We start from the raw sequence: 22,620 nt of genomic DNA, 5'->3' as shown, positions 1-22,620 counted from the left end.
ATTTATACCTATAAGATTTTGCTTAATTATAAGCTATAAATCTCTACAGTTTTATTAGACCACTACAGATATTTTTTCAACTTGGATATTGCTATATCCACCTTCAACCATGAGTTTTGCATATTCCAGTTTTTGCTTTCCGCTAAAGGTTACTTTTACTTTTCGGGTCATATTTATACCTATAAGATTTTGCTTAATTATAAGCTATAAATCTCTACAGTTTTATTAGACCACTACAATACCGCTTGCCGCTTCCATTGCAATAAGATAAGCACAGAAATCGATGAGAGGATCACTCTCCCGTTTAACCTCGGTTGCTTCGCCTGAGTCTCTTTGTTCAAGTAATAACTGATAGGCTTTCTCTGGTTGTGTAAATTCAAGCAATAAGTCTCGAATAATAACAGGGATCTCCGCTTCTATTTTCTCTGTCAGTTTTTTATCTTTATCTTTGTCAGGAACTGATTCATTAAAATGAAATATGACTCGCCTCCTGGCTATGCCGTTATGACGCTCTGTAAATTGCATGGGACGATTGCCTGTTATAATCACGACAGACTTCATCACCATTGAGAACTGTTTCTCGTATTTTGGGTCAATTCCAACATCATCACCACCTGTAATGGCTTTTAATCCTTCACCATCACCGCTATATTTTCGTTGATCAGGAAGTAATATCAGCTTTTTGCCAACAAATTGCGCTCTTCCTCTTGCATCATCAAGAGATTTAAGTTCTCCACTCGAAGTGTTGTGTTTTCCTGTCAGAAATTCAGCAATATGCATAAAGACACTTTTACCGCTTCCGCCTACGCCTGTTACTTCAATAAACAGTTGCCAGTCATAACGATTAGCCAGCACCATATATAAACCGGCTTTTATCCGTCTGGCTTTATCAGCATTACCGCCTGATACATGATTTAACCATTTTGTATAATTGGGGGCATTTGCTTCTAATGTCTCACCTTCTACCGCTTCGGTGTAGGTGATCCCATTTTCATGTAATAGCCAATCATCAGGATTATGGGGACTAAACTTATGGTTTTTTGTATTTAACACACCGTTAGCAAATCCAATAACATCAAGATCTCTTTCTCTTATCGGTTCAGCAATGACTTTTAATACATCAATCACGCCATTAATTCTTCTCATACTAAAATGAGTGTTATTTTCAGTGAAGAAATTAGCCATTTCACGAGATAATTCACTATCTTTTATCGGCTGCCATATTATCCCATTGTAGTTATATATCGTTGATGATTCCATATTTACAGCAAGCCTACCATAACGAGAAATTAACAATTTAGCTAACTGATTGGGTGCTAATTGTGCGATATCTGTATCCGTATCAATACTCAGTTTCTTATCACAATTAACTAAAATTTTATTCGTTTTCATATTATTTTCGCTTAATTTGTACACCCCCTCTATAAACGCCTGTTTTGTTGCCTCAATCCCATGTTTTTGACGGTAATCATCCCAATCAGCCTTCTCCTTGGTTGGCGGTAATGTCACCCAACCATTAACCACTTTTGCGGTTTTCTCCGCTTTAATCTTGCCAATATTGGCTTCATCGGGCTTAACATCATTATCCGCCGCAATAATGATTTTTGATTGGGGGTAATGCTTCCTGACCCATGTAGCAACAGGTAATAAATTACCTTCATCAAGCGCTGCCAGTACTACCCCTTCATGTAACTGGCTCACGGTTAAAGCGGTTGCATATCCTTCGGCAATTAACACCGTATCGGGCGTTCCAGTGAAATCAACGACGGGAATATAGCCCCCTTTTGTCACCGATCATGCAAAACTGATCCACTAACGATCATCTAAAACTGATCCACTTGGTATTATTCGCACATTTTTGTACGGATAATTTATGTTAACCAAGGAGATATTTGTGGATATTCATGTTCGCTTTGCACAAGGACAAAGCCTTCGAAAAATTGCCAGTGAGTTGGGTATATCCCGTAACACCGTAAAACATCATTTACAACAACAGACAATGCCAACTTATGCTAAAAGAAGTCAACAACCGACTAAATTATCCCCCTTTAAACCTTATTTGCTTCAGCGAATTGAACTGGCTAAACCTGATTGGATCCCTGCAACAGTCTTATTTGATGAGGTAGTTGAAAACGGCTATCAAGGTGGTATTGCTCAATTACGCCGATTTGTTTGTCAATTTAAACCAAGCATTGTTCCCGAAGTAGTCGTCCGTTTTGAAACACAGCCAGGTCAACAAATGCAAATCGACTTCACCAGCATCCGGCGAGGTAAAAAATCGCTGAAAGCGTTTGTTGCAACGCTAGGCTATTCGCGTGCGAGTTATGTAAAGTTCTTTGATAATGAACGAGCAGAATCGTGGCAGCAAGGTTTAAGAGAAGCTTTCGACTACTTTGGTGGTGTACCACAGGAAGTATTGTGTGATAACGCAAAATCCCTCATCATCGAACGGGATGCTTATGCAGAAGGTGATCATAAATTACATGTCGAAATGCTTCAAATGTCGAAAGATTACGGGTTTAAATTGAAGGCTTGCAAGCCCTACAGGGCAAAAACGAAAGGGAAAGTAGAGCGCTTTAACCACTATTAAAAAACAGCTTTATCGTGCCATTAAACACCGACCTTCGTGCTCATAATCTTGAACTGGATATTGAAATAGCTAATGCAAAAGTGGGTCCATGGTTACAACGCGTTGCCCATCAGCGAATTCATGGAACAACGTTAGAGAAGCCAGCAGATAGATTAGCTAAGGAAGTTAAGTCTCTTCTACCCTTACCAGCAAGGGTTTGCCAATCTATCCCACAGACTAATACGCTTAATATCCCTATCGTACCGCCCCTTGAATCTGTCAGTTTGCAACACTCAATCAGCGTATACGAAGCATTACTGGGAGGTGAACATGTTATTGCATGAACAAATTGAACACCTGTGTGAGTCATTGAAATTAAATTCTATTCCGACTCATTGGTCATCACTTGCCGAAAAATGCATTGCCCAAGACAAAAGCTACGGAGAGTTTTTACTGTCCCTGTTAAAATGTGAGCAACAACAACGAGATGAACGAACTCGTAATCTTTTGAGTCGGATGGCAGGATTCCCAGCACATAAAGAACTTAATACGTTCGATTTTAAGTTTGCAACGGGGATCCCCAAACAACACATACAGGAATTAAGCGCATTAACGTTTATTGAACGTAATGAAAATGTCGTGTTGCTTGGCCCAAGCGGTGTAGGCAAAACGCATTTAGCTATTGGGTTAGGATTAAAAGCAGTACAGGCCAAGAAGAAAACCCGCTTTACCACGGCAGCTGAACTGATGTTGCAACTCTCAACTGCCAAACGACAAAATAAGCTCAAACAATATCTATCACGTTCGGTGATGGCCCCGAAGTTGTTGATTATCGATGAGATTGGATACCTGCCGTTTGGGCGAGAAGAAGCAAACCTGTTTTTCAATGTGATTGCCAAGCGTTATGAGCATGGCAGTGTCATATTGACGAGTAACCTATCATTTGGGCAATGGCCAAGTGCTTTTGCTGATGACGCAACATTAACTGCCGCTATGCTTGATCGTTTACTTCATCATTCGCATGTACTGCAATTAAGCGGTGAAAGCTACCGATTGAAAGATAAGCGGCGCTCAGGAGCAATAACTGAGTAAAACAGTGGATCAATTTTGATTGATCGGATTTAGATAAAAAGTGGATCAGTTTTCGGTGATCGTTGACACCCTTTTTTTCTTGTGCCTGAGATAAAACGCTTTTCGCCATTAGGCTTAATAATCTGCGCACCTAACAACTCATCACCCTGTTTTACAGGTAATATCATTGAGCCATCTTTCAATAGCTTGATTGAACAGGTATGACCTTTGCGTATTAAGTACTGAGATTGACCTGATGTGGCTTCTTCTAATAACTTTTTGGCCTTCTCTACAGCGGTAATATTAGGCGGTTGAGGGTTTTCCCCATAATTGGCGAAAACTAATTTTTTAGTCAGCGGTATCGCTAATACCTTAGCCACTTCCTGAGCAGCCTCCGTGACATCAACATTAAATAACCGTCTCACTAAATCCAGTCCGTCACCACTACCACACTGATTACAGATAAATGTGCCGTTACCTTCCTTATCATCAAAGCGAAAGCGGTCTTTACCTCCACACGCTGGACAGGCGGTATGTTTATTCAAGGGGACTTCTGCCCCCAGTGATGCTAATATACCTTGCCAACGTCCTGTAGCTTGCTGCTTAACCTGACGGATTAAATCAATATTTCTCATGATTTATCCTCCTGAGCAGCAGCGCTATCCGCCATGTCATTCATCATGTCAACCCACATATCAAGCCCCATCCCTGACAACTTGCCGTTCTCAACACTCAAGCCAAGTATTTGTTCAGCGACAGATTCCCAAGATTTGTATTCATCTTTCAACGGTTTTAATGCATAAGTATCAACCAGCTTTCTAATCCCTTTTACACCGTCGATAATATCAACATGAATAGCGCCATCTTCCGTATATAAGGTAAACCAGTCTCCGCCGTTTTCTTCTCTTACATCCTGATAGATTGCTTTAGCAAAAGTGTTAGCCCGTGCATTCAGGCGAAAGTTTAAATTGATTAATGTCATCTCTCCCTCCTTAATGCACGGTAACGGGCTTAACATATTCGTTAAGCACATCATCAATAAATAGGTCATGGAGTTCAGATAGCGTTTTTTGCCCCATTGATGAGAGCTTTAAACCCTTATCACTTCCCTCTAGCATATTTTGGTAAAACGTTAGAATGTGTTTTTCTGCTACTGATTTACTTTCCCTCTCATAAAAAGCCCCCTCAATATTGTTCTGCATGCCCATCCGTTCAGTCATCAGATAAACCGGAAGGTGGTAATTTCTATGTGTGTAGTAAGCCTGTCCATTTGTCATGACACAGTGCAGTAAGAAAACCACCGCAATCACACAGCGATAAGACAGGATTAAATCCGCGTTGTTGAAATTGCCTTTTTTCCAGTATTCATTGATTAACAAGAGCGCTAAAGAAGGGTTATCATCCCATTCCCCCTCATTGACACGATTAGGGATATCCGCTATTGGAACAATTAATTTTTCAACCTTGCCTTGTTCATCAGACTGAGTGATTTTTACGTTTTTACCGATAGTTTTTATGGTATTTCTCATTTCACACCCTCCGATAAAAACAAGCCTTCACGCCGATAAAGCGTAAACGTTGCATCATTAGCACCCTGATTTAACGCTTCGGCGATTCTCGGTAAGTGTTGCAAGGCATTACCTAAACGGTATAAATCTTGCTGAGCCTGACCCTCTGGATAATCCTCATTGGCACTCGCCCAGAAAGCACATGTACCCATCACTTGAAGCCCTGACATAATTCCACTATAAGCATCTTTATAAATACAGAGTATTTCGCGTAGCTCGTCATTGCTCATGTTGTTTAGATTATCGTTTGCAATGTAGTGATAAATATCCGCCATGATTAAGCCCTCCCCGCATAGGTGTATTCTTGAGGGATAGATATGTTCTCAACAATGGTTATTGCATCTTTATGTATTAACTGGTTTAAATCACACGCAATGCCTAATAAATCAAATAATTGTCTTGAGCACTCATCCGTTGCTTTTTCTAAAATCACCTCGTACAAAGAGCTTGCCAATTGGGATTTATACTCAATGTTATTTATGGTTAAGGAATTACGCATGAGCCACCTCCTGACCGTGAGAAGCGGAGCACTCTATGATGCTTTGGGGCGCAATGGGCTTACGGCCTGACCAGACAAGCCGATCATCTTTGAACAGCACATGAAATAATCTGCGCTCACGACGGGTTAATGACACTTTGCCGTAGGGAATGTTGGAATCTAACCGGATAATCCAGTAAGTATCTGTAAATTTAGGGTGAGTTTGGGTAGACTTATACAAAGCCATAACTGTTACCTCAATTAACATTGTGGTTAGAAACCCTATAAGTGCTCGAACACTGTAGGGTTTCGCTATTTTTTGACTAGGAATAGCTAAGGTGCACAAACACTTTACATCTAGGTGTATAAACACGTCAAGTTTTTTTAGTTTTTCGAGTATAGTGTTTGAAAACACCTTTAAGGAATTAATGACTATGCCTACTGGATATAAAAATAATAAATCAACTACTAAGGGGATCCGATTTCCCCATGAACTAATTAGTGAGATCAATACTTGTGTCGAACGTGATAAACCTACTAACACAACTGTTAGTTTTTCATCATGGGTCATTGACGCTTGCGAAAAAAAACTCAAATCAGAAAAGCATAAATCTAAAGGCTGAGATCGCTTAGAGCAGTATTCCTCTGACTGAGCCAACCCAACCAACCGGATATTATCGGGTAGCCTCATCATCAGAGAAAAATTTCCCTGATGTTCTGAGTGACCATGAGCAAAAAATTTTGCCGAGTCACTAACCGTTCCTCTTAATGATGAATGGTTATTTTTTGCACTCGCCAGTTTTGGCGAACTCAAATATTTTAAGCTGCGGTTATCTGGTTGTTTTGCATACTGCACAAATGGATAATTATCTCTATATATCAAAGCATTAAGTGGGCATAACGATTGTCTAGCTATATTAGGTTGTTTTTCGTACTGCACAAATGGAGTTAACTTATTGTTTTTAAATGTTTCTTTTGTGCGCACCTCTCTAATAGCTTTTGAGTTTATCAATTGCATTTGTCGCCCCCAATCTGTAGAGATGGCGTCATTAGGGTTGCAAACATATCGATGCGTTTACTGACTTCTCGCACTGCCTGAGTCGGTGACATGCCTGATTCAATGGCTGACTGAAACGTTGCTTGCTCTATCTTCTGCATGCAAAGCAAAATACCAAGCTGTTGGTCATTGGCTTTACTTCGCTCACCTGAACATAAACCTGCTAAACGGTTCTCAATGTTTGCCAGATTGATGTAATGATGTTTCTCCGCACCTAAATCACGTAAAGCATCACGGGACTCATGGTAATGAGGTAAATACTCTCTTCTAATAGGTTCAGCAGCCCGTTTTTTAGCAAATGCTTTGGTGACATCCAGTTTAAATTGCGTCATTTTCTCGTGATTACGTCCGCGGACAATGCGACACATAAAATCAAACTGGTTTTCATTGAGTAGAACATACTTATGTTCACGCACACCCAGTTGAACAGTATTTAATCGCTCCGTTTGAAACGGAAGGATGCCAAACTCACGTAAGTTTTTTGAATTCTTTCTAATTAATTCATAAAGATTTTTATGTTTAATACTTAGCCTTTTGGCAAACAGACGGCTATCTATTCTTGGCTCCGTTCTATGTTGAATTAAAATACCGGAGTCCTCACTTTGGGCGTAAAGAAGCCCTTCACGGTTATTCACCGCGTTTTGAATATTCATATTGAAACCTTATTTAAGTCTTATTTAAAACTTTATTAAATTTGTAGAATTACATTAAGAAGTAGCGCTATTTATCGGCTTTCTTCCTCGAACGTGAGGCTATTTTGTCAGCTACCCACTTATCGACTTCTGATTCAACAAACGCGATTGAACGAGTGCCAATTTTAACTTGCTGAGGGAATTCGCCATTATCCATAAGTTTATATATCCAAGCCCGTCCGTAACCTGTACGGCGCTGTACTTCCGGTAAGCGAATAAGATTTTGTTTTGATGTGAAGTTGTTCATGTTATCCCTGTTATCTGGTTTAAAGTTTGTCTTGGAAGACGGTTATTGATTGCAAAAATTAAACAATGACAACAAAGAAATTAATAGGTGATAAGGGTTTTTATGGGTGAGTACCCTTCCTTAAATTCATAAGATAAAATAGATAAAAAAAGGGTGGGTGGCATTATGAAAGGTCAAGTAAATACAGGCATATAAAGGTAGTTACCCCTTTCTTTTTGGTCTTCTTCCTGTCGATCTAAGGTGGTTTGGTCTTAATATTAAATCCACTGCTTTAGATAAGTTTTTACTTGCTCCTCGACTAATTAAATAATTTTCGACCTCTTGTTTAGTCGGCATAGTCGTATAATCATTCTCATCATAAGTTGACCAGAATTGCCTTATAGCATCATCAACAAACTCTAATCCCTCTGATTTGTGTTCATAATGCGGTAATAACAATGTTTTATTTTCTTTATCTGGCGGCAAAAGTTTTTGCTCATCATCGTTAAGGTCAAGCCCATACTCAAAACTATGCTTGTCTATTCCATTTACTATCTTGATTTTTCTGGGAATGAAATAATCTATATTCTCTTTCTTAATCCAATCAAATAATGAATCTCTAGTTATAATAGTTTTTCTATGATCAATATCATGACTGCGGTCAGAGTTCTTGATAATGACAGAATTTACCCATCCGAAAGAGTCCAGAGCTTCACCATAACAAATAACAGGTGTTAATATTCCTCGCCTGATAGCTGTTTTAAGCCCTAAGCAAAACCCCTCTGCATGTTTCCATCTAGGATGATTGTTTTTCCTAACTGTTATCAAATCCATATCCAGCGGATCTATGCCAGATAGTAACAATGCAGCTTGCTCAAGAGTAAACTCTTGTACTGTTTTCCAGTGAGTTGTATCGGGATAATCATTAATTTCTATCATCACGCCACCTCGCGCCCTCATTTAGTAGGGGCTATGCCAGCCAGTAGAGGTGTACTGGTATTCGGGGATCAGCCTAGACATAGCCTTATTCATTAATGTCTAGGTAAGTCTACTAAAGTAACTGCTAGCTGTCTAATTGCCTGATTAAGATATTCTCACCAAGATAATGTAATAACTATCCCTCTTTCCATGAACACTTATGAACACTTCATGAATAGTTTTACTTCAAGTGTTCATGCTTTAATTAATTGATATATAATGTGTTTTTAGCATACATGAACAGTATGAACACTTTTTGCTAAAACTTTTCACTCATACCCTCAATTAGAGATAAAAAAACCAGCCTTTTACTGGCTGGCTGTGGTTAATTAATATCTACTATGCTTGTTTGAAATTACCATGTATTACATTATCACCATTCTCTAATGCGTCCATGTAATCAGCGTACCATTGCAGCATTTCTCTTCTACCATCTAGATATTGAGCATGGTTATAAGTACCTCTGATTGAGTTTTTATCTACATGTGCTAACTGTGTCTCAATCCATGCAGTGTTATACCCTTGCTCGTGCAAAATAGTGCTCATGGTATGCCTAAATCCATGTCCAGTTATCCTTCCCTTATATCCCAATAATTCAATAACCTGATTTATACTCTCTTGACTAATAGGCTTTCTATAATCATTCCTTCCTATGAAAACTAAAGGGTGACGACCACTAATAGGCTGTAGTGATTTAAATAAATTTATACATTGAAATGACAAAGGTACTAAATGAGGACGTTTCATCTTCATCACCTCAGGGGGTATACTCCACAATCCATTCTTTAAATCTATATCTTCCCATTTAGCCAATCTTAGCTCTTGTGTTCTAACGCCTGTCAGCATGATTATTTTAGTGGCTGTCTTGGTTATAACGCTACCTGTATAAGACGCTAAATCATTTAAAAAGAACGGCAGATCGCTAACAGTTAAAAACGGGAAATGTTTTTTTTTGGGTATAGATAACGCACTCGCTAAATCAGGCGCAGGATTATATTCGGCTCTGCCTGTAATAATTGCATAGCGAAACACTTCGCCACAACGCTGGCGAACTTTCCTCATTTTCTCTAATGCTCCTCGTGCCTCAATCTTTTTTAAAGTTTCTAATAAAACTAAAGGCTTGATATCTGATATAGGTAAATAACCAATAAAAGGAAAAATATCTTTTTCAAAAGTATCTATGATTTCATCTCTGTAAGATAACGACCATCTGTCAAACTTTGATTTGTGCCATTCTCTAGCAATACTTTCAAAAGTATTACTATTTTGGTGACGACTCGCTAATTTTTTTTGTTTTTTATCTAAGCTAGGGTCAATGCCTTCTAATAATAAGTTTTTAGCTTCATCTCTTTTTCTTCTGGCAGTTGCTAGTGTAATTATCGGATATACCCCCAAGGATAATAATTTTTCCTTTCCTCCAACCCTGTACTTTAATCTCCAATATTTACTTCCATTAGTTTTAATTAACAAATGCAATCCTCCGCCATCTGATAACTTATAATCTTTATCTTTAGCTCTACTATTATCTATCTGACGTGCTGTTAGCTTCATTGGGGGTATCTCATTTTAAAACTAAAATTTATACCCCTATATATACCCCCAAAATACACTTGATTTCAATAGATAAATATAAACGACCTTAGACAAGGAATTGAACAAATCCCTTTATTTACATGGTTTTTGTAGACTTTAATAGATGTTAATGGAAGTGATAAACACGAAGACAACAGGAGTCGAACCTGCCAAGGACCGCTGGCGGCCCCATCTGGATTTGAAGTCCAGCCACCCCACCGGGGACGATGATCTTCCATGGAAAAATTGGTAATCATTATAATCCTATTTATAGAAATTCTAAACCTTTGTATTTAAACAATCTTGTAAAAAATCAGATAAAATATTGGTCCTAATATTGAACTCAGCCATTTGTAGCCATATCTTAATCACATCTCTTATTTATATTTAATTGTACCTACCAAGTAGTATAATTAATCACAGGATGTTTTTATTATGACAAATCCTTTACTAACAAAATCGGTGTTACCCCATTTTTCCACCATTACACCGCAAGATGTAAGCCCAGCAATAAACACTGTATTAGACAGCTATCGGCAGACAATTGAGACCATACTTAAAGAAAATAGCACTTTTAGCTGGAACAATTTATGCCAACCGTTAGAGGAAGCTAACAACAAACTCTCCCGCGCTTGGTCACCTGTTGGTCACCTCCATGCAGTAAAAAACAGTGATGAATTACGACAAGTTTATGATAACTGTTTACCTATGCTATCAGAATTTAGTACCTGGATGGGGCAACACACCGGCCTTTACCAAGCTTATAAGTCACTAAAAAATAGTGCTGAATTTGATACGCTCAATCAAGCACAACGTAAATCAATTGAAAATACGTTACGTGATTTTGAGTTATCAGGAATTGGTTTACCAGCAGAAAAAAAGAAGCGTTATGGCGAAATTGCTATTCGAATTGCCGAATTAAAAACTAAATTTAGCAATAATGTCCTTGATGCAACGATGGGTTGGACAAAACTGATTAAAAATAGCGACAAGCTTGCTGGTATACCAGAAAGTGCTCTGTTAGCAGCAAAAGCATTAGCTAACTCTAAAGGAGAAGAGGGCTGGTTATTCACGTTGGATATGCCAAGCTATCTGCCGATTATGACTTACGCTGATAATCGTGAGCTACGCCAAGAAATACATCATGCCTATAACACCCGTGCTTCTGATCAGGGGCCAAATGCTGGCAAATGGGATAATAGTGAGGTTATGGACGAAATTTTAGCCTTACGTTACGAATTAGCGCAATTACTGGGTTTTAATAACTTTGCTGAAAAATCGCTAGCCACTAAAATGGCCGAATCACCCAAACAGGTGCTAGATTTTCTTACCGATCTTGCCCAGCGAGCCTACCATCAAGGTGAAAAAGAGCTTGCTGAATTGACCCAATTTGCTAAGGATCACTACGGGATTGAGAAACTTGAGCCCTGGGATCTGGGTTATTACAGTGAAAAGCAAAAACAGCATAAATTTTCAATTGATAATGAACAATTACGTGCCTATTTTCCAGAACAACGGGTTATAAACGGTCTGTTCGAGGTGATTAACAGAATTTATGGTTTGACAGCTAAAGAACGTCATGATGTGGAGATATGGCATCCCGATGTGCGTTTCTTCGAATTATATGATGAACGCGGTGATTTATGCGGTAGCTTCTATTTAGATCTCTATGCCCGAGAACATAAACGTGGCGGTGCCTGGATGAATGATTGTGCAGGCAAATTAAAACATGCCGATGGCAGCGTTCAAAAACCGGTAGCTTACCTAACCTGTAATTTTAACAAACCCATTGGTGATAAACCGGCGCTGTTTACCCATGATGAAGTTATTACCCTATTCCATGAATTTGGCCATGGTTTACACCATATGTTAACTCAAATTGACGTAGCGGATGTTGCTGGCATTAATGGTGTACCCTGGGATGCTATCGAACTGCCAAGTCAATTTATGGAAAATTGGTGTTGGGAACCGGAAGCGCTTGCTTTTATTTCAGGTCATTATGAAACCGGTGAACCATTACCAAAATCAATGTTAGATAATATGTTAGCAGCCAAAAATTATCAGGCTGCAATGTTTATTCTTCGTCAATTAGAATTTGGCTTATTTGATTTTCGTTTACATACAGAATATTCGCCGCAAAAAAGCGGACAAATTTTATCAACCTTACAATCAGTGAAACAACAGGTTGCAGTAGTACCGTCTCCAGAATGGAGTCGTTTCCCGCATGCATTTAGCCATATTTTTGCTGGTGGTTATGCGGCCGGTTACTATAGTTATTTATGGGCCGACGTTTTAGCCGCCGATGCATTCTCACGATTCAGCGAAGAAGGTATTTTTAATCGCAGTACTGGATTAGCATTTCTTGATAATATTTTAAGTCGTGGTGGTTCAGAGGAACCCATGGTACTGTTTGAACGTTTCCGCGGACGAAAACCAAAGCTGGATGCAATGTTACAAAGTTATGGTATTAATGAATAAATGACAATTGATATCCAATTAATTTGTGAACCCGGCGCTTCTCAAAGCGCCTTATCGTCTATTGCTGAAAAATGGCAACTTAAACATACACCGACTGCATTAATGGCATTAGTATTCACACCAAAGCATTTACAACTAAAAAAATTAGACGAACCCAAATTAGGCGGCATTTATGTTGATTTTGTTTCAGGTACAATGAGACACCGACGTCAATTTGGTGGTGGTCGAAATGAAGCTATTGCCAAAGCAGTTGGCATCAAAAAATCCTATTTACCCACTATTGTTGATGCGACTGCCGGTCTTGGTAGAGATGCTTTTGTCCTTGCTGCCCTAGGCTGTGAAGTACGGCTGTATGAACGTCATGCCGTGGTTGCGGCACTGCTTGATGACGGATTACAGCGAGCTTATGCTGATGCTGAAATAGGAAGCTGGTTAAGACAAAGAATGACATTGCTACATGCTTCAAGTATTCAGGCATTAGCAACGCTATCACCTGCCCCAGATGTGGTTTATCTCGATCCTATGTACCCCCATCGACAAAAAAGTGCCTTAGTAAAAAAAGAAATGCGTGTTTTTCAATCTCTTGTTGGTAATGATGAAGATGCAGATAGCCTTTTAATTCCAGCAATGACGATAGCAAAACGCCGTGTGGTTGTGAAACGACCCAATTATGCATCCCCCCTCGCAGCAACCTCGCCACAAACGACGATCAAAACTAAAAATCATCGTTTTGATATTTATTTATGTTCAACTGATTCATCCTGTTAAATATTAATAAAAATAATTAACAACCAAGAATGTTAATAAATGGTGAAACTCACTATTTATTAACAATTTCATAAAAACATTCACCGTATGTAGCTCTAAAAACACAAAATTTTTAAAAATAATATTCACATTATAAACATTAAAATAAACTTGCAATAACACTAAAATAAATGTAGTTTAACAAATGTTATTGTTTAAAAGGATATTTGTTAATATAATTGGAGATAATTTGTGGATTATAAAATAAAACAACTGAACAAATTTGATTATTATTTCGACACCAATAATTCAAAAAAAGAAATAACTATAGCCGAAAAAATAAAGGTTATTCTTCATTATAAAAATCTCACCCCCAAAAAACAAAATAAAACAATTGAAGAACTCAAACAGGTTGTCGATGATTTTAAAATATTTGCTAATTTAAAAGATATTAAACCAAGCCAACAGCCACTTGAAATATATATTTTCGATAATAAAGAAGATTACCAATATTATGGTAAAGAAAAAGGTTTAGGCGTCGAAGGCGGTAAATTCTACTCAGGAAATCCACCGACCATATATATATATCAACAAGGCAACATTCTTAATCTCAAACATGAATTCACCCACTATTTAACTGATACCAATATACCCAATGCTGATAGTTTACCTACTGTATTAAAAGAAGGTATTGCTGATTATATTGAGCATTTATCCGATAAAAAATTTAATTCCCAAGCAAATAGCATTGATTTGACTGAAGCTGAAATAAAAACAAAAAATATAACTCAGCTTTTAGATTTAAAATATTCAGATAACTTTCATGATAATGAAATGGTTTATAAAGCAGGGCATTCTATTATAATGTATTTAAATGATAAGAACCCTGAATTATTAAAAAAATCTTACATAATAAAAATCCAGAACAATATTTAGATCAAATTAAAAAAGAAAATAATGATTTTAAAGATTGGCTTACTGAAAATAATACTGATAATGCCATGCAAAAAATAAATGCATTAGAAGTGACTAAAGGCGATTTTATTGCTAGCAAAAAAGAAATAATAGATGGGGAAATTAAAAATGTAAATTATTATACTGCTAATATAAAAACTTTAACAACAAAAGAATCGGTTGGAGAATTTGCTACTGTAGAATATATGGGTTTTGGTAATTACATTCGTTGCTCTTCAGCCGCAAAGAATATCCATATCGATATCAGTTTAGACAGTGATTATCGCCATTTAAAATTAATTAAAAAAAATAACAATGAATTTAAATTAATATTTACCAATAAAGACGGTACTAAAAATTTTACTGAAAGTAGTGAATATCAATATCAACACCAAATTGTAAAATCAAAATACACTAAACAAAACTCTGATGAACCAATAACTGATGAAAAAATAGATGAAATAATCGCTGAATTAATAGAGATTAATGCCAATACACTGACCAATATGGACTTAACCAATAGACCTTTAAATACCATTTTCAGCGTTAAAAAACTGGGTAATGGTATGGCTAGTGCATTATCTTTATATAATGAAGAGGAAAAAGTTAGCGAATTACTTTGTGAAAGCGGTATATTTAAACAAATTGAAGGCCAAGAAAATAATAAAATGTTTATTTTTCATAATGGCCTACAACGATTTTATGTTAATTATGATAATAAAGCTTACCTAGCGATTGAAAATGAAGATGGACAATATAAAGCCGCATTTATCGATGGTAGAGCAGTTAATAACGATGCCTATTTTGATTTTTCGCATTTACACAAAAACGAATTATTAAGTCCAAATATTAATCATATTAAACAAGAAAAGCTTCCAGTTTTACAACTTAATAATACTAAAATATACAATCATAAGGATTCTACATTTGCGCAATATTCAGCCTTCCAAAAAGAACACGGTCACACCATCAAGAAAGGTGAATTATTAGATAATAAAGGCAGTGCGAGTACAGAAGATGATGTACATAAAGCAGAACTCCATAAAGAAAATAAGGCATTTTATGATTTCAAAACTATCGGATTTTATATTAATGAAGAATTAAGAGACCAAAATAATAACCTTATTGATGGAAGTGATTTATTTATTCATGATCATGGTAAAAACATTCGCTATCAATTGCCAAAGGAAATAACTTATCTTAAGTTAATAAAAAAAGATAACGATTATAAATTAGCGGTTTGTGATCAAAATGGGACTGAATATACTGACATACCCGATGAATATAGACTTATCGATCCCATTTTTGCCCACCAATACGAAAAAAAAGATCATTCAAATAAGCATCTTAATATTGGCTTAATAGATTTTAAACAATATACAGAAGGTACTCTGTTTAAACTTAAATATGATCCAAATGATTATCATATTCCGAGAGATAAAAATAATGAAATATTAAGAAGTTCTGATAATCAAAAATATGTGACTAAAGTAAAAATATTCCATAATGACACCGAAATCGGCATGTTATCAAATGATCATCATAATTTTCAAGGTGATATTTTCTTTTCCATTGATTATAACTACAGTTACAATAATTTTCTTGCTTCTTATTCTCCACAAATAGATATTATTGAAGAAACCATACTCTTCGAACAAGGTGATGGTGATATTGGTGATACCAATCGGGGATATACTGATTATAAAAAAATTAATTTTGTGAAAAATAACAATCATCTGATTACTGAAAATTGGGACGATGAAATTACTACTGAAATTCTTTATAATGAACAATCTTCCAGTTATTACCCTTCCCATCAACTATTAGCCAACAATCAATCTAATGAAAATGTGTCTTATTATAGACAAGATCCGAATATAGACTATGCTGGTTATCAGTATGAGATTAATGAGTATACGGACAATAATAATGCAATGATTACTCCTGAACAGATTATGTATATATAGCAATAGATAATATTACCTAATAAAAATAACGTTGATTACTAATTTTAAATACATTGGAAAATGCAAAGCATTTTCCAATATTTTAATTATTTAAATAATAGGTATTAGGATTGGATCTTATAAAAATAAAAATGGGAATAATATGATAGACAATTCAAAAAGTAAAAATACCAACATATTAATTAATGAAATAAAAACATATAAAAAAGCGTTTTATAGTATTGGAATATTTACCGCCATCATCAATATACTGATGCTCGCCCCCTCTATTTATATGTTACAAGTTTATGATCGTGTCTTAGCGTCAAATAATAAAATGACGTTATTAATGTTGACACTTCTTGTAATTTGTATTTATTTATTGGCATACTTGAATGGGTGCGTAATCTAATTGTTATACGTATTAGCACAGGTCTCGACTTATCAGTTAATCAATCGGTATTCAATGCGGCTTACGAGCAAAGCTTAAAATATAATGATTCACAGGCCAGTCAAGCGTTAAGTGATCTAACAACATTACGCCAATTCGTAACAGGTAATGCTTTATTTGATGCTCCCTGGTTTCTCTTTTTTCTCTGTGTGGTATTTTTACTTCATCCATGGTTAGGATATCTAGCTTTAGGTGGTGCAACCTTCATTTCCCTGCTCGCTTGGCTAAATCAACGCTATACTCATAAACCACTGGCGCAAGCCAATCTGATGGCACGCAAAGCCATTAATCAAGCCTCTACCCACTTGCGTAACACAGATGTGATCGAGGCAATGGGCATGTTAGGTAATATTCGTCGTTGTTGGTCAACTTACCATCACGCTTTTTTATCCCATCAAAATTTAGCCAGCGAAAGGACTTCAGCTAGCAGCGCCTGGTCAAAAACAGCACGTTTAATGCTACAATCACTGGTTTTAGGTATGGGTGCCTGGTTAGTCACTAACAATGAATTGACCGCTGGTATGATGATCGCCAGTTCTATTCTGGTGGGACGTGTACTCAGTCCCATCGATCAACTTATTGCAGTTAGCAAACAATATAATAATGCCAGACAGGCTTATCAACGCTTAGATCTGTTATTCAAACAACATCCCCCCCGTAAACAAGTGATGACCTTACCTGCACCAACTGGCGAATTAAGTGTTGAAAATGTTCTTTATCGCCCTGATCCTGAATATCCACCGCTGCTATTTGATGTCCAATTTTCACTCTCTGCTGGTCAGACATTGGCTATTATTGGTGCATCTGGTGCAGGAAAATCAACATTGGCGCGGATACTGGTTGGAGCCCTTCCGCCAACCTTAGGGTACATTCGGTTGGATGGTGCCAATATTCACCAAATGGATAGAGAAATTTTAGGGCCTCACATTGGTTATCTACCGCAAGATATACAATTATTCGATGGCAAAATAGCTGAAAATATTGCCCGCTTTGGTGAAATTGCTGTAGACAAAGTGATTACCGCTGCCAAAATTGCCCGAGTGCATGACTTAATTCTGGCTTTACCCAATGGCTATGATACACGATTAGGTGAGTATGGCCGTGGCTTATCTGGCGGACAAAAACAGCGATTAGCATTGGCGCGTGCTATTTATGGCCTTCCCCGTTTAATTATTCTTGATGAACCTAACTCTAATCTTGATAGCGAAGGAGATAAAGCCCTATGCCTGGCGATTGAAGAACTTAAAAAACAACATTGCACCCTTATTATAATTACCCATCGCCCTTTTCTGATTAGATATGTAGAGCATGTGCTAATTTTACAAGCCGGCATGTCACCACGTTTTGGCCCACCACAAACATTATTAAACGAACATAAAACGTCACAACTAACAACGTGAGCTGCAATATTTCAGCCGGTGAAAAATAATAGCAATTAATGGAAAAAAATATGTCAGTACAAGGTAAATATCACAAATCATCTCCTATTTTAACAGACAAATTAATCAGTAATGAAAAACGCGCTGTATACCTAGGTTGGTTATTAGTGACTATTGGGTTTGGTGGTTTTTTATTATGGTCAGCTCTCGCTCCTTTAGATAAAGGCGTTCCGGTATCAGGTAATGTGATTGTGGCAGGCAATCATAAAACCATTCAACATCAATATGGCGGGATTATCGAACAACTCTCTGTCAATAATGGTGAAAAAGTACAAGCGGGACAAATTCTTTTAACACTCAATACCGTTGAAGTGCGTTCGGAATACAATATAAAACTAAAACAATACCACGAATTGTTAGTTAGAGAAGCCCGTTTATTGGCAGAACAACAAGGCAAAAAACGGTTAATTATCTCATCCGCTTTACAACGTGAAATGAAAGAACATGATGTCAACGAGCTTCTTCAATTAAATCAACAATTGCTGGAAAACCAATATCAAGTTTTACAATTAGAGTTGGCCGGTATTAAAGAAAAAATAACCGGATTAAACGCTACGCTATATGCCCAACAACAAAAAGCAAAAAGCCAAAAGCCAAAAGCCAAAAGCCAAAAGCCAAAAGCCAAAAGCCAAAAGCCAAAAGCCAAAAGCCAAAAGCCAAAAGCCAAAAGCCAAAAGCCAAAAGCCAAAAAACGCAGCTTACAATGTTATTGCAACAATTAGAAGGATTAAGGGAATTAGAAAAAAATGGCTATATTGCTCACAATACATTACTAGAAACAGAAAATAAATACACTGAAGTTGATGGTAATTTAGCGCAAACACTTGGTGATATTAGCCGAATACAACATCAAATATTAGAGCAAAAACTACATAGCGAAAAACTGCAACAAGAATATCAAAAAGATGTTCATGCCCAACTAGCTGACACACAAACTAAGATTAATCATACCTACAGCCAACTCGTTAAAGCGAAGTTCATACTGGCTAATGCTCAAATACGTGCCCCTGTTGCTGGCACCATAATTGGTATGTCAGTTTTTACTGAGGGCGGTGTGATCGTTGCCGGACAAAAAATGATGGAGATTGTTCCCGATGATCAACCACTATTAGTTGATGCACGGGTTCCAGTACAATTAATTGATCAAGTAAAATTAGGTTTACCGGTAGAGTTACAATTTACTGCATTTAATCAAAGCACGACGCCCAAAGTGGAAGGCAATGTCACAATGATCTCTGCTGACAGGCTACTTAATGAGCAAACTGGCGAACCCTATTATTTATTACAGGTTCAAGTAAATGATAAAAATCGTCAACGCCTAAACCAGTTAACCATTAAACCAGGAATGCCAGTAGAGGTCTTTATTCGTACCGGTGAACGGTCACTACTAAATTACTTATTTAAACCTTTATTTGATCGCCTACATATGAGTTTAAATGAAGATTAATAGCGCTATAGGTCAGATGATAGATAAATAATAATCGACATATTGTTACTAAAAACATCGCCTGAAAAGGATAGTTGCAGGCGATGTACAATAAACAAAATAATATTCAGAATGTTACGTTATTTAGCTATATAATTAATTTTATTTTGCTTAATGACGATTAATTTGTTACAGGATGCCTTGCGCTAACATCGCATCGGCCACTTTTACAAAACCAGCAATATTGGCGCCTTTAACATAATTAGTCTGCTTATCTCCTCCACCATATTTCACACAATGCTGGTGAATATCTAACATAATATGTTTCAAACGGCTATTCACTTTTTCTGCAGTCCAACTCAAATGGGCCGCATTTTGTGCCATTTCTAAACCTGATGTTGCTACCCCTCCTGCATTAGCTGCTTTTCCAGGCCCAAACAGCACACCAGCCTCAAGAAATGCATCCGTAGCTTCAATTGTTGTCGGCATATTTGCACCTTCAGCAACCACCTTGACACCATTTTTAATTAAAATTTTTGCATCATCTATATCAAGTTCATTTTGAGTGGCGCAAGGTAAGGCAATATCTACTGGTACCGACCAGGGGTTTTTTTCTTTAAGATAAGTCAAACCAAACTCTTCTGCATATACCTCAACACGACCATACTGATTTTTAATCGCTTCCAATCGTTTAAGTTTTTCTGGTGTAAAGCCCGCTTCATCAACAACGGTGCCATTTGAATCAGAAGCAGTAACTACCTTAGCACCTAATGACATACATTTTTCAATAGCATACTGAGCAACATTGCCCGCTCCAGAAACGGATACGCGTTTCCCCTCAAACGATAAACCATGATGTTTTAACATCGCATCAGTAAAATAAACCAAACCATAACCGGTAGCTTCAGGTCGAATTAAGCTGCCACCAAAAGACATGCCTTTACCGGTAAAAACACAGGAAGTGTTGTTTGACAACTTTTTCATCATACCTGTCATAAAACCGACTTCTCGCCCACCCACGCCAATATCGCCAGCAGGAACATCGGTATAAGGACCTAAATGTCGGTAAAGCTCGGTTATCAATGCCTGACAAAAACGCATAACTTCTGCATGGCTTTTTCCTTTAGGATCAAAATCTGAGCCCCCTTTACCTCCGCCCATAGGTAAAGTGGTTAACGCGTTTTTAAAAGTTTGTTCAAAACCGAGAAATTTTAAAATTGATAAATTAACTGATGGATGAAAACGCATTCCACCTTTAAAAGGACCGATTGCCGAATTAAATTGTACCCGCCAAGCTCGATTAACTTGAACATTTCCCTTATCATCAACCCAACAAACACGAAACTGAATCACCCTCTCTGGCTCTACTATTCTTTGCAGTAATCCCTGCTCGCAATATTGAGGATTATTGCGTAAAAATGGCGCCAAAGAAGTAAAAACTTCACGCACGGCTTGTAAGAATTCAGCTTGATCAGCATAACGTGACTGGATTGATGTTAGGAATGTTTCTAAAGATAAGCAACCTTTCATACAAAATTCCTTAGATTAAAAGATAAATTATTATATTTTCATACTTATTAACGTTTTTTTGCAAAATGACCTGCTATATGTGGATTTACTTATTGAATATATCACTAATTTATCTCTATTTTTAATGAGATTTTTTGTGTCTTAATCACATTTTCCGGCAAAATATAAGTAATTTAAATTAGCGGAGATGAACAAAAAAACACTTGATTAATCAAGTGTTTTTATTGAAAAAATTTAATTATTAATAAATATTATTAATCATTATCCTTTAATGGCACAATTAACATATCAACATGAACAGTATTAATTAGTTGACGAGCCGAAGACATTAACTTACTCTAAAAATCTTGATGATGACCACACACAACTAAATCAACCTTATATTCTTTTATTGCATCGACCAAAACCTGTCCAAGATCACCTCGACCACTCAATTCTTTTTCAATCTTATAATCTGCTTCTTTTGCTAATTTTGTCAATGCATGGTGAGTTTCCTTGGTAATACGTTGCTCCATATCACCAAGATTCACATCAATCAATCCGGTATAAAGATCAGAATAATTTACATCAACATGAATTAAAGAAACTTTTGCATTATAAGGTTTTGCCATGGAGACAGCTTTATCAACTAAAGTTTTACTTTCTGGGGACAAATCAACTGTAACAAGAATATGTTTGTAAGCCATATTTAGCTCCTTTCAAACGTCCGCTCTTACAAAAGAATAGCTCTTTTTATGATAAATATTTAGCGATCAAACCTGATACTTAAATATCACCTTGAACATAGTTTAATAAAAATTTTACCCATTAAATTATGAAAAATAGATTCCTTACTAATAATTAGCATAGACCAAACCAGCTAATTTTTCCATAATTTAGCATAAAAATCATAGTGTTGAAGACATTAATTATTCGTTAAAAAATACATACCATAAAAATTAAATCAATAAAAATAATTCCAATGGGTCATTTTGTGAAGTTGTTAGATTATTCTACAATAAAAATAAACCGGCAACTGATGAGCAAATATTCTCTTTTGTGATTGTTAAAAACAATATCAGCGGCTAAATCTATATTTGTTGAGGTAATTATCTTAATATGCATGCATGGTTTTGGGCATTATGTATACTTTGCATTATAAATATGATGCGATATTTTTCTTCAATCAGAGTATTACTTTTTATTCTGCGGGAATCTGATCCCTTGTTCTACCAATCTGTTGATGGCAACGGATTCTTTACAGCCCATGGCCAATGGACTAAGCATATAAAACTAATTCGATACATTAATACTAAGCAATATTTTAATCACCACGATCCGGAAGTTATTTTACGTTGTGAACGCATTCGCAAACAATTTATGTTAATCAGTGGATTAAGTATTATTGTTTTTATCAGTTTAATATGGGCCATTTAGGGATTTTAATCGGCTTAAATAA

At 36.7% G+C, this 22,620-nt stretch carries 20 protein-coding genes and 2 pseudogenes; 9 read left to right on the top strand and 13 right to left on the bottom strand.

The window, feature by feature from the left end; all coding sequences use genetic code 11:
* Positions 1 to 225 precede the first annotated feature (225 nt).
* Positions 226 to 1,791, bottom strand: coding sequence for a toprim domain-containing protein (locus ArsFIN_RS03400; protein ID WP_135677459.1), 1,566 nt, complete (start codon positions 1,789 to 1,791; stop codon positions 226 to 228).
* Between the two features lie 82 nt (positions 1,792 to 1,873).
* Between ArsFIN_RS03400 and istA the strand changes: the two are divergent.
* A pseudogene (gene istA / locus ArsFIN_RS03395) lies at positions 1,874 to 2,913 on the top strand (IS21 family transposase).
* The gene (gene istB / locus ArsFIN_RS03390; protein WP_135677409.1) at positions 2,900 to 3,661 is read left to right on the top strand and encodes an IS21-like element helper ATPase IstB; all 762 of its coding nucleotides are present in this window, start codon (positions 2,900 to 2,902) and stop codon (positions 3,659 to 3,661) included. The pseudogene istA and the gene istB overlap by 14 nt, the downstream one beginning before the upstream one ends.
* A 29-nt stretch (positions 3,662 to 3,690) precedes the next feature.
* On the opposite strand, the gene ArsFIN_RS03385 is transcribed toward istB, so the two are convergent.
* The 10 genes from ArsFIN_RS03385 to ArsFIN_RS03335 form a co-directional block, all read right to left on the bottom strand.
* A complete protein-coding gene (locus ArsFIN_RS03385; protein ID WP_135677458.1) occupies positions 3,691 to 4,275 on the bottom strand; it encodes a primase-helicase zinc-binding domain-containing protein in 585 nt (194 codons plus the stop codon).
* A complete protein-coding gene (locus tag ArsFIN_RS03380) occupies positions 4,272 to 4,622 on the bottom strand; it encodes a hypothetical protein (RefSeq protein ID WP_135677457.1) in 351 nt (116 codons plus the stop codon). Before ArsFIN_RS03380 ends, ArsFIN_RS03385 begins: the two co-directional genes overlap by 4 nt.
* Positions 4,623 to 4,632: 10 nt before the next feature.
* Entirely contained in the window at positions 4,633 to 5,169 is a 537-nt protein-coding gene (locus ArsFIN_RS03375) for a hypothetical protein (RefSeq protein ID WP_026823228.1), read from the bottom strand.
* The gene (locus tag ArsFIN_RS03370) at positions 5,166 to 5,483 is read right to left on the bottom strand and encodes a hypothetical protein (RefSeq protein WP_026823229.1); all 318 of its coding nucleotides are present in this window, start codon (positions 5,481 to 5,483) and stop codon (positions 5,166 to 5,168) included. Before ArsFIN_RS03370 ends, ArsFIN_RS03375 begins: the two co-directional genes overlap by 4 nt.
* A 2-nt stretch (positions 5,484 to 5,485) precedes the next feature.
* Positions 5,486 to 5,707, bottom strand: a complete 222-nt coding sequence (locus ArsFIN_RS03365) for a hypothetical protein (protein WP_034249815.1) — start codon at positions 5,705 to 5,707, stop codon at positions 5,486 to 5,488.
* Positions 5,700 to 6,704, bottom strand: a complete 1,005-nt coding sequence (locus tag ArsFIN_RS29130; protein WP_026823230.1) for a hypothetical protein — start codon at positions 6,702 to 6,704, stop codon at positions 5,700 to 5,702. The genes ArsFIN_RS03365 and ArsFIN_RS29130 overlap by 8 nt, the downstream gene beginning before the upstream one ends.
* Positions 6,695 to 7,396, bottom strand: coding sequence for a Rha family transcriptional regulator (locus ArsFIN_RS03350; protein WP_135677456.1), 702 nt, complete (start codon positions 7,394 to 7,396; stop codon positions 6,695 to 6,697). The genes ArsFIN_RS29130 and ArsFIN_RS03350 overlap by 10 nt, the downstream gene beginning before the upstream one ends.
* Before the next feature lie 67 nt (positions 7,397 to 7,463).
* Entirely contained in the window at positions 7,464 to 7,682 is a 219-nt protein-coding gene (locus tag ArsFIN_RS03345) for a helix-turn-helix transcriptional regulator (protein ID WP_026823232.1), read from the bottom strand.
* Positions 7,683 to 7,883: 201 nt separating this feature from the next.
* Positions 7,884 to 8,600 carry a hypothetical protein gene (locus tag ArsFIN_RS03340; protein ID WP_034249817.1) on the bottom strand — a complete coding sequence of 239 codons (717 nt, stop codon included), beginning with the start codon at positions 8,598 to 8,600 and terminating at the stop codon, positions 7,884 to 7,886.
* Between the two features lie 378 nt (positions 8,601 to 8,978).
* Complete coding sequence (locus ArsFIN_RS03335; protein WP_026823234.1) at positions 8,979 to 10,190, bottom strand: tyrosine-type recombinase/integrase; 1,212 nt, start codon at positions 10,188 to 10,190, stop codon at positions 8,979 to 8,981.
* 456 nt (positions 10,191 to 10,646) lie between these two features.
* Here ArsFIN_RS03335 and prlC point away from each other — a divergent pair, with 456 nt between their 5' ends.
* The 6 genes from prlC (at position 10,647) to ArsFIN_RS27150 (ending at position 19,673) form a co-directional block, all read left to right on the top strand.
* Positions 10,647 to 12,689 (top strand): oligopeptidase A, encoded by a 2,043-nt coding sequence (gene prlC / locus ArsFIN_RS03330; RefSeq protein WP_026823235.1) that lies wholly within the window; start codon positions 10,647 to 10,649, stop codon positions 12,687 to 12,689.
* Between the two features lie 6 nt (positions 12,690 to 12,695).
* A complete protein-coding gene (rsmJ, locus tag ArsFIN_RS03325; RefSeq protein ID WP_026823236.1) occupies positions 12,696 to 13,457 on the top strand; it encodes a 16S rRNA (guanine(1516)-N(2))-methyltransferase RsmJ in 762 nt (253 codons plus the stop codon).
* Positions 13,458 to 13,688: 231 nt separating this feature from the next.
* Positions 13,689 to 14,372, top strand: a complete 684-nt coding sequence (locus ArsFIN_RS03320) for a collagenase (RefSeq protein WP_051297059.1) — start codon at positions 13,689 to 13,691, stop codon at positions 14,370 to 14,372.
* A 65-nt stretch (positions 14,373 to 14,437) separates the two neighbouring features.
* Complete coding sequence (locus ArsFIN_RS03315; RefSeq protein ID WP_051297060.1) at positions 14,438 to 16,357, top strand: hypothetical protein; 1,920 nt, start codon at positions 14,438 to 14,440, stop codon at positions 16,355 to 16,357.
* A gap of 348 nt (positions 16,358 to 16,705) precedes the next feature.
* Positions 16,706 to 18,187 carry a type I secretion system permease/ATPase gene (locus ArsFIN_RS03310; protein WP_246067327.1) on the top strand — a complete coding sequence of 494 codons (1,482 nt, stop codon included), beginning with the start codon at positions 16,706 to 16,708 and terminating at the stop codon, positions 18,185 to 18,187.
* A 583-nt stretch (positions 18,188 to 18,770) separates the two neighbouring features.
* Entirely contained in the window at positions 18,771 to 19,673 is a 903-nt protein-coding gene (locus tag ArsFIN_RS27150; protein ID WP_338023350.1) for an HlyD family type I secretion periplasmic adaptor subunit, read from the top strand.
* A 168-nt stretch (positions 19,674 to 19,841) separates the two neighbouring features.
* On the opposite strand, the gene gdhA is transcribed toward ArsFIN_RS27150, so the two are convergent.
* Both gdhA and uspA read right to left on the bottom strand, forming a co-directional pair.
* Entirely contained in the window at positions 19,842 to 21,182 is a 1,341-nt protein-coding gene (gene gdhA, locus ArsFIN_RS03300) for an NADP-specific glutamate dehydrogenase (protein WP_026823237.1), read from the bottom strand.
* A gap of 254 nt (positions 21,183 to 21,436) precedes the next feature.
* Positions 21,437 to 21,868: pseudogene (gene uspA, locus ArsFIN_RS03295) on the bottom strand (universal stress protein UspA).
* A 412-nt stretch (positions 21,869 to 22,280) separates the two neighbouring features.
* Between uspA and uspB the strand changes: the two are divergent.
* Positions 22,281 to 22,598 carry a universal stress protein UspB gene (gene uspB / locus ArsFIN_RS03290; protein ID WP_026823238.1) on the top strand — a complete coding sequence of 106 codons (318 nt, stop codon included), beginning with the start codon at positions 22,281 to 22,283 and terminating at the stop codon, positions 22,596 to 22,598.
* Positions 22,599 to 22,620: the final 22 nt, after the last annotated feature.

Origin of the sequence: Arsenophonus nasoniae (assembly GCF_004768525.1) — a bacterium.
In the GTDB taxonomy this organism is placed as follows: Bacteria; Pseudomonadota; Gammaproteobacteria; order Enterobacterales; family Enterobacteriaceae; genus Arsenophonus; species Arsenophonus nasoniae.
The sequence above is the reverse complement of the archived record's forward strand: the minus strand, read 5'-3'. Positions and strand labels throughout refer to the sequence as shown.

Bases quoted from the DNA above. Each gene is read 5' to 3' on its own strand.
- uspB (WP_026823238.1), top strand. From the start codon at position 22,281: ATGCATGCATGGTTTTGGGCATTATGTATACTTTGCATTATAAATATG.
- ArsFIN_RS29130 (WP_026823230.1), bottom strand. From the start codon at position 6,704: ATGCAATTGATAAACTCAAAAGCTATTAGAGAGGTGCGCACAAAAGAA.
- ArsFIN_RS03350 (WP_135677456.1), bottom strand. From the start codon at position 7,396: ATGAATATTCAAAACGCGGTGAATAACCGTGAAGGGCTTCTTTACGCC.
- istB (WP_135677409.1), top strand. From the start codon at position 2,900: ATGTTATTGCATGAACAAATTGAACACCTGTGTGAGTCATTGAAATTA.
- ArsFIN_RS03340 (WP_034249817.1), bottom strand. From the start codon at position 8,600: ATGATAGAAATTAATGATTATCCCGATACAACTCACTGGAAAACAGTA.
- ArsFIN_RS03380 (WP_135677457.1), bottom strand. From the start codon at position 4,622: ATGACATTAATCAATTTAAACTTTCGCCTGAATGCACGGGCTAACACT.
- ArsFIN_RS03335 (WP_026823234.1), bottom strand. From the start codon at position 10,190: ATGAAGCTAACAGCACGTCAGATAGATAATAGTAGAGCTAAAGATAAA.
- ArsFIN_RS03345 (WP_026823232.1), bottom strand. From the start codon at position 7,682: ATGAACAACTTCACATCAAAACAAAATCTTATTCGCTTACCGGAAGTA.
- ArsFIN_RS03315 (WP_051297060.1), top strand. From the start codon at position 14,438: ATGCAAAAAATAAATGCATTAGAAGTGACTAAAGGCGATTTTATTGCT.
- ArsFIN_RS03385 (WP_135677458.1), bottom strand. From the start codon at position 4,275: ATGAGAAATATTGATTTAATCCGTCAGGTTAAGCAGCAAGCTACAGGA.
- ArsFIN_RS03375 (WP_026823228.1), bottom strand. From the start codon at position 5,169: ATGAGAAATACCATAAAAACTATCGGTAAAAACGTAAAAATCACTCAG.
- gdhA (WP_026823237.1), bottom strand. From the start codon at position 21,182: ATGAAAGGTTGCTTATCTTTAGAAACATTCCTAACATCAATCCAGTCA.
- ArsFIN_RS03370 (WP_026823229.1), bottom strand. From the start codon at position 5,483: ATGGCGGATATTTATCACTACATTGCAAACGATAATCTAAACAACATG.
- ArsFIN_RS03365 (WP_034249815.1), bottom strand. From the start codon at position 5,707: ATGCGTAATTCCTTAACCATAAATAACATTGAGTATAAATCCCAATTG.
- prlC (WP_026823235.1), top strand. From the start codon at position 10,647: ATGACAAATCCTTTACTAACAAAATCGGTGTTACCCCATTTTTCCACC.